At 48.8% G+C, this 7,411-nt stretch carries 4 protein-coding genes; 1 reads left to right on the forward strand and 3 read right to left on the reverse strand.

The annotated features are described in order from the left end of the window. Window positions 1-3,715 (reverse strand): DUF4347 domain-containing protein (locus tag QUA00_RS35625; protein ID WP_333413251.1); only part of this gene is annotated, 3,715 nt, incomplete at its 3' end. Between the two features lie 33 nt (window positions 3,716-3,748). On the opposite strand from QUA00_RS35625, the gene QUA00_RS35630 reads away from it, so the two are divergent. After that, window positions 3,749-4,417 (forward strand): Fe2+-dependent dioxygenase, encoded by a 669-nt coding sequence (locus QUA00_RS35630; RefSeq protein WP_333413253.1) that lies wholly within the window; start codon window positions 3,749-3,751, stop codon window positions 4,415-4,417. A 155-nt stretch (window positions 4,418-4,572) separates the two neighbouring features. On the opposite strand, the gene QUA00_RS35635 is transcribed toward QUA00_RS35630, so the two are convergent. Together QUA00_RS35635 and QUA00_RS35640 are read right to left on the reverse strand one after the other, a co-directional pair. Next, complete coding sequence (locus QUA00_RS35635) at window positions 4,573-5,400, reverse strand: sulfotransferase (protein WP_333413255.1); 828 nt, start codon at window positions 5,398-5,400, stop codon at window positions 4,573-4,575. 452 nt (window positions 5,401-5,852) lie between these two features. Beyond that, the gene (locus QUA00_RS35640) at window positions 5,853-6,734 is read right to left on the reverse strand and encodes a glycerol acyltransferase (protein WP_333413257.1); all 882 of its coding nucleotides are present in this window, start codon (window positions 6,732-6,734) and stop codon (window positions 5,853-5,855) included. Between the last annotated feature and the right edge of the window lie 677 nt (window positions 6,735-7,411).

Here is a 7,411-nt window from a genome sequence, read left to right on the forward strand (position 1 = left end):
ATCCGGTTGGTAGGGTAAGGTTGCTGAGGTTTAAAGCTGCTGTACCGAGATTTTTGACGGTAAAGGTTTTGTTGAGATTCGTGCCAACTATGACGCTGCCAAAGTCGATCGCACTTGTAGTACCATCTACTATATCTGTTGTGCCGTCTAATACTTGGATTTCTGGTACAGGAGTTGCTGTTACTGACGCTGAAATCGGGAAATTAAAGGGATTTTCGTCACTGTCATTATTGACAAATTCCAGCGGACCTGTTTTATTTCCTGCTGTTGTGGTATCTACTTGAATTTGCAGGTTAGTTGTACCGCCAGCGGCGACAGTTGTTTCAGGTAAATTTCCAACAATGCTAAATCCGGTTGGTAGGGTAAGGTTGCTGAGGTTTAAAGCTGCTGTACCGAGATTTTTGACGGTAAAGGTTTTGTTGAGATTCGTGCCAACTATGACGCTGCCAAAGTCGATCGCACTTGTAGTACCATCTACTATATCTGTTGTTCCGTCTAAGACTTGGATTTCGGGAGTTGCTGTGTCATCGTTGTTAATGGTTGTGGTTGCGGTAGCTGCAGTTATTGTTGAGCTTTCGGGTGCTGCGGTGGGATTGGGATTAGATAGAGTGACAATAATTGTTTCGTCACTTTCGGCAACAGTATCTCCCAAGACATCCAAAGTGATGGTTTTACTGATTTCATTCGCCGCAAAACTGATAGTTCCCGTTGCAGTAGTGGCACCTGATGTGCCGCCAATATTGTTGTAGTCGGAACTGTCAGCAGTGCCAGCAATTGCATAGTCAACTGTACTTGCAACCCCAATTCCACCGCTGCGAGTGACGGTAAATGTGAGTGGTTGATTACCGCTATTTCCTTCGGCTAAGGTAGTGGGTGATGTGGCAATTGCATAACTAATTGCATCGTTGGCGGCAATTGTGACTGTTGTCGAGGGAGTAGTTGTGCCGACAGTGCCGCCTGTAATTTTACCAAAATCGAGGGTTACGGTTTCGGCGTTTTCTGGGAGGTCGTCGGGGTTGATGGTGGCTACTACATCCTGGGTGAGGGTGGTGGTATTTGCCACAAAGGTAATAGAGATGGTGGAGAGTGTGTAATCTGCACCCGTTGCACTGCTGCTGGCGTTGATAACAATGGGTACGGTGACATCAGCGAGGGGAACTGCTGAAAGGGTGACTGGGATTGTTACTGTGTTAGCGGTGGTGTTTTCTGTGGTGCTGTAGGTAGCCGCGCCGAAGTTAACGCTGGGGAAATCATCGTCGTTATTAATAGTGGTGGTAGCATTGGTGGGAGCGGTGATGGTGGCAGCGTAACCTGTTGCAGCAGTGGGGCTGGAAAGGGTGACGATGATGGTTTCGTCATTTTCTACTGTTGTGTCGCCATTAATGTCTAAGGTGATGGTTTTGCTGGTTTCGGTGGCGGCAAAGTTGATGGTGCCTGTTGCAGCGGCGGCACCGGATGTGCCGCTGATGTTGTTGTAGTCGGTGCCGTCAGCGGTGCCGGTAATGGCATAATCAACAGCGCTGGCGACTGTGGTGACACCTGTGCGGGTGATGGTGTAGGTTCCGGTTTGGGTGCCGGTGTTGCCTTCTGCGAAGGCGGCACTATCTACTGTAATGGTATATGCGATGTCGTTGTCGTCAACGGTGATGGCGGCTGTGTCGGTGAGGATGCTGAAGGCTGTTACACCGCCATTGGTGCTGGTGTCAGCGATGCCACCATTTATACCACTTGTTGGATCCCAGGCGCGGAATGTGATGCCGTTGGAGATGGTGCCGGAGTAATTAGCACTGGGTTGGAAGTAAATGCGGGTATTGGCAGCGGCGGCGAGTAGGCGAGCACTGGTAGGGGATACTGTGTCCAAAGCGTTCCAAGTTGTGCCGCCATCGATGGTGTAGAACCAAGTGCCGTTGGTGGTGTTGGTGGCGGTGATGGCTACGCCTGCTACTGCGCCTGTGTCGGGGTCGGTGATGTTATTTTGACCGCCGCCTCCTGTTAAGTCTGCGAGTTGGGAGATGAGAGTGCCGACTGCGCCTGTGGGAACACCAGAGTCTTCGAGGATGTTGCTGAGGGTGACAACAGCATTATTGTCAAGGAGGGGGGCGGTGTTGCCTGTGATGGTGCCGTAAACATCGTTATTGTCTTGGCTATTGCCGACACCATTGGAGGGGGTGATGGCTGTGGGGGCACTTGCTTGGTCAACAGCGGTGTTGGTGGTGAAGGTGGCTCCCAATGTGGTGACTGTGGGTGGGGTAGTTGGCATTCCTTGGGTGTTACCATTAAACGGATCGGCATTAGTAGACCGCATGGCAAAAATGGCCCCACCTTTGCCTTGACCGTTGCCGCTGCCAGTGCCACCTGTCGCTGAGTTGCTAGTAAAAGTGGTGTTATTGAGGGTTAAAGAGCCTTGGCGGATAAAGACAGCACCCCCAAAACCGGCACCGCCGCCGCCAACGTTAAAGCCACTGCCGCCGCCAAAGCCGCCAAGGCCCAAGCCTTCGGAGCCGGCACCGCTGGCGCCGCCGCCGCCGCCATAGCCGCCAAAGCCATAGCTGCCGCCACCGCCGCCGCCAAAGCCGCCAAAGCCAAAGCCGCCAAAGCCGCCAAAGCCGCCGCTGCCGCCGCCGCCGCCGCCGCCAAAGCCGCCGCTGCTACCGCTGCCGCCGCCGCCGCCGCCACCGCCACCGCCAAAGATACCCCCACTACCGCCGCTGCTACCGGTGGCACTGGCGCCAGTGCCACCACCGCCGCCAAAGACGCCACCGCCGGCACCATTCCCCCCAATGGCGGAGTTGCTTGTGAAGTTCACATTACTCAGCGTCACCGTCCCGTCAGAAATAAACAGTCCGCCCCCCATACCGGCAGCCCCGCCACCGCCATCGAACCCATTTCCGCCTTGCGCCCGTCCCCCCCTGATGGTGAGGTTAGATAAAGTAACACTTCCAGACTTGATAAAGAAGGGACGAACATCCCCGCCATTATTTATACTGTCATTATTGACATCCCCACTGACACTAAACCCACCCCCATTAATTACAATATTGCTGTCAATGGCGATGGTGGGATCTGCGGTAAACCGGACATTATTTTGCAGAGTAATGGTGTCATCATCGGCTGTGCTATTTGCTTGATTAATTGCCCAGCTTAGGGTGTTAATCACCCCTGTGCCGTTATCAGTTGTCTCGCTGACAATAAAATTTGCCAGCACATAATCGTAATTTTGCACCGCCTCAGCCCAAAAGGGCACTGTGGTTTCAACAGCGCCAGATACGATTTCTAAATCCCAATCGCCACCTTTTTTTGAATTGCCGGTTTTGTCGTTACTTGCGGCAATATCCGCGCCGGTGATTTCACTCAGGGTTGCAATGAAAGAGGAATCAGCCGCTACATCACAGCCATACAATAAAATGTCCGCATTTTCACTCAAATTAGCTCGCCATTGCTGCAATAAATTTGAGTAGCTTCCCACGTTTTCGCTGTTAAGGTGGGTTGCACCAAGTTTTAAACTACCCTGACTGCCGTGTGAAAGAATATGTACCGCGCTAAGATTAGAAGTGTCGGCCAGTATTTCTGTAATTTGCTCAATGCCATCGCGGGTTTGATCCAGCACCACAACTTGCGTACCTGCGGGAATGTCGGCTACGAGTTGCTGGTAATTTTGTACAGTAGGATCGACAATGATAATTTGCTGGGCTGCGAGATTGATTGATTCAGTCATGGTTTTAGTGGGAAATTAAGTGAGAAAACAAAAATGATTTTTTGTATCGGAAATGTGCTAACTCCCGAAGAGTTAAACTGGGTGAATTCTCACCTTCAAAATGGTGAGTTTGTTGATGGTAAACTCACTGCTGGTGTGGGAGCATCGGTGAAGAATAACCTGCAATTAAAAACCGATTCTCTTCTGGTGCAGGAACTCAATAAGGTTATCATACCAGCTCTCTGGCGCGCACAACCTTTTCAAATGGCGGCGCGACCAAAGATTATACGCGATGCTATTTTTAGTAAATATGAACCAGGGATGAAGTATGGGACGCATATTGATAGGGCTATGATGGGTGAAAGTTATATGATGCGGACTGATCTTTCTGTAACCATATTCTTGAGTCCCGCATCCAGTTACAGCGGTGGGGAGTTGGTGATAGAAAATCCGCATGGTGAGCAAGCTGTAAAGTTAGATGCAGGAGCCTTGGTTGTGTATCCTTCTACATCTTTGCATCGCGTGGAAATGGTGACGCAAGGTGTTAGGTTGGCGGCAGTTACTTGGGTGCAAAGCCTGATCCGCGATGCTCATCAGCGGGAGATTTTACTTGATTTGAATACGGCGATGCAAAGCATTTTTGAAAAACATGGAAAAACTCCTGAATTTGACTTGATTTGTAAAACTTTTACCAATTTATTACGCCTTTGGGCTGAGGTTTAAAGTTGTCTATGCCGCCTTAATTGCCCGTTTCTTTTTATTTGGCGACAATGACATCGGCTCTGCTATCACTTGGTGCTTCCCAATATGAGAGGCTATTAATAGGTAATCCTTGGCCAATTTGTCGTGAATAAATGGAACCCTGCTGAAATCCCTGTTTATTTAGCTTTGGCTACAATAGCACTAGCACGGCTATTTGTTGCCTCTGTCCAAAAAGATAAACCGTCAAATCTCTCAAACAAATCGGGGGGTAAAATCGTCTTTCTGGGTTTAAATTCGACTCGGCCGCGCACTTGATGTAACCCTGTTGTTTGCAGTCTATTATCAAATTCCGGCTCTTGATATTGAACATTCTCGAAATCATGCTCGAAAGGCTCTTCGCCAATAAATTGATAAATTAGTGACATTGTTTTAGCCGGCTTTATGGTTAATAGGTCGTAATCTACCAGTAGAAGAGATGCACTCTGTTCGCTATAAAATGCTTCTTTAAGAGCGTTATAAGCATAACCCACTAAACGCGAACCTTGACTTAATGCCTCCGTGCGACTATAAACTGTAGCCCGTTCCGCTGGATTATTAAATAGCCTCGAAACATCAAAGGCGTTGCGCCGAATCAGTAGCTCAATGCTGTCCATAATCCAAGCAATGTTTCTGACACAGCAGATTACTTTAGCTTCGGGAAATAGTTCCAGAATTAATGGCAATTTGCTGCACCAAAGGCGATTGGTGTCGAAGATGATTTCTTTGTCAGCTTGCGGGTGGTAATAAGCCGAAAAGATGCTCAGAATCAGCGCCCGTTTTTGCTCGGGGGAAATAAACACCGAAAACTCATTGTCTTCGCTCATGGCTTCCAACATTCGCTCTACTAAACCCCCCACAGGGCTAGTCATGGCGGCGTGAAACCGGGGGTTTTGTCGCAGGATGGCTGCTAGTAACGTAGAGCCTGAACGCGGCAATCCCGATATGAAGTGGGCTTTCTGGGGCATCCAGTTGGAATATATTTAAGGTTGGCAAGTAGTTTGCATTTGAAAAGAAGAAAGCGATTGCTTTTGCGGTTGCTCGTTGCTGCAATATAGCACCCGATCGACATTTAAATAATCTGTGGAAACAAAACATTGCATCCAGCAGCTACAGTGTCAGATGCTGGAAGCTGGATGTTGGATAACTTTACGGAATTACCGCCTAGTTTTTCGCAAAATCTATCTTACGATAGATGGCAGTCAACTGATGGTTATGATTAGACTCTGGCGAGTTAGATAATAGTGCGTGAAGCGAAGCTATCCCGTAGGGAATCGCGGCGGATAATTATTACCTCGGTCGTTGCTTTTTGTAGCGAAATGTGATATGAGAATATACAGAAACCAAGGCTGCGTTAAATATAAGGTCGATCGACAATCAGTGCGATCGAACCTATGATAATTTGATATTCCTGCAATTGTCACTTACCAGCCAAACAATCTAATTCCCCTTGCATTTGGGCGGTAACTCGCTCGAAACAAGCATCAACATAATCGCGATCGCGCGCCGCCTCCGAACCGTACCTCTCAAATACAATCGGTTCGCACACGCGAGTCCGAATTTGCACGGGTAAAGGCAGGTTTGGCAAAGGCCCAATACTCAATCCCCAAGGCAATCCTAAATACACAGGCAATACCACCGGATCGATGCCAAATAGCCACGGCATCCCCAATTCATGCAATTGCTTTGCTTGTTCGTACAAATCGGCCAAAACTATCAAAGTATCGTGGGCACCGTGCGATATAATTGGTAAAATTGGCACTTCTTCTCGCAATGCTAATTTGATAAATCCCTTGCGTCCCGCAAAGTATATTTGATCGCGCAAGTGGTGGGGTCGAAAAACATCTTGGGCGCCGCCCGGATAGACAAGAACTGCGGCATTTTTCCGCAAAGCTGCGATCGCCATTTTTGGATGTGCCTGGAGGGCACCACACTCAACCCCCATACTAGCAATCTCTGGGGAAACCTTCCATACCGTGGGGTGCATCAATCCGTAGGCCAAGCGTTCCGTGCCGTACCTGCGGAACCATTCGTATAGGAACATAAACATATCGGGAGCGGCGAGTCCCCCGTTGTGAGAACCGACAACAAGCATTTTTCCGCTCGCGGGTACGTGGTGCCAGCCGTCGCTTTGTACGCGAAAATAGTAGCGGTACAGCCATTCCCAGAAGGGCAACAAAAGCTGAATGAAGTCGGGATTGCGATCGTCTAAAGATAGACCGTCAAAGGGATAGTTAGAGGATTTTCCGTCTTTTTTGTTAGTAGTTTTTGTCACTGCAAAAATATTTAACGCTTTGGTCATTATATAGCAGAAGGAAGAAAGCTTTAACTCTCGAATAGAGAAGGCTTTAGTTATTTGGGAAAGAAGGAAGAAGGGAGGAGATTAGTTGGGCTTTTCCTCTCCTTGTGCGTGCGCTAATCGCCATTCCCCTCCCAAAAAAAGATTTTTCCTATCATTAATATGCTCCCATTCCGCAGGAATCTACCGCATTAGTTTTAGCAATTGAAAACCTCCTAAACATCGAGCGCGGTTGCTATAGCAATATAATTAAATACGGTTCAGATAAGACTGATCCCCCCTAGCCAAGAGGGCGGGCACGGGGAGTAGGGGTCGCACCGCCCCTACGAAGGGGGGGACAAGAAGTTGCTCTTGCGTCCCCCTTCTTAAGGGGGATTTAGGAGGATCTCCGGGGAATTAACAGTGTTAACTGAACTGTATTGCAATATAATTAAATCAGAATTGGCGCAAATATTTGGTTTCTGATTTGAGCGGGCTGGTTTTGTTCGGAGGTTTTGTGCTGGTTGTCTCCACAGGGGCAAAACCGTTTGGAAACAGCTACAGCAACTGTCGCTGATGGCGGGGCGGCTTTAGCCACAAAAACACAACTGTGCCTCAAGCCGATAAGGAATGAGAATTAAATAACTTCCACTCTTGAAAGTGGGATGGGCGTCCCGCCCGTCCTTTTTGGACGGGCGGGA

Origin of the sequence: Microcoleus sp. T2B6, from assembly GCF_036700475.1 — a bacterium.
GTDB lineage: Bacteria > Cyanobacteriota > Cyanobacteriia > Cyanobacteriales > Microcoleaceae > Microcoleus.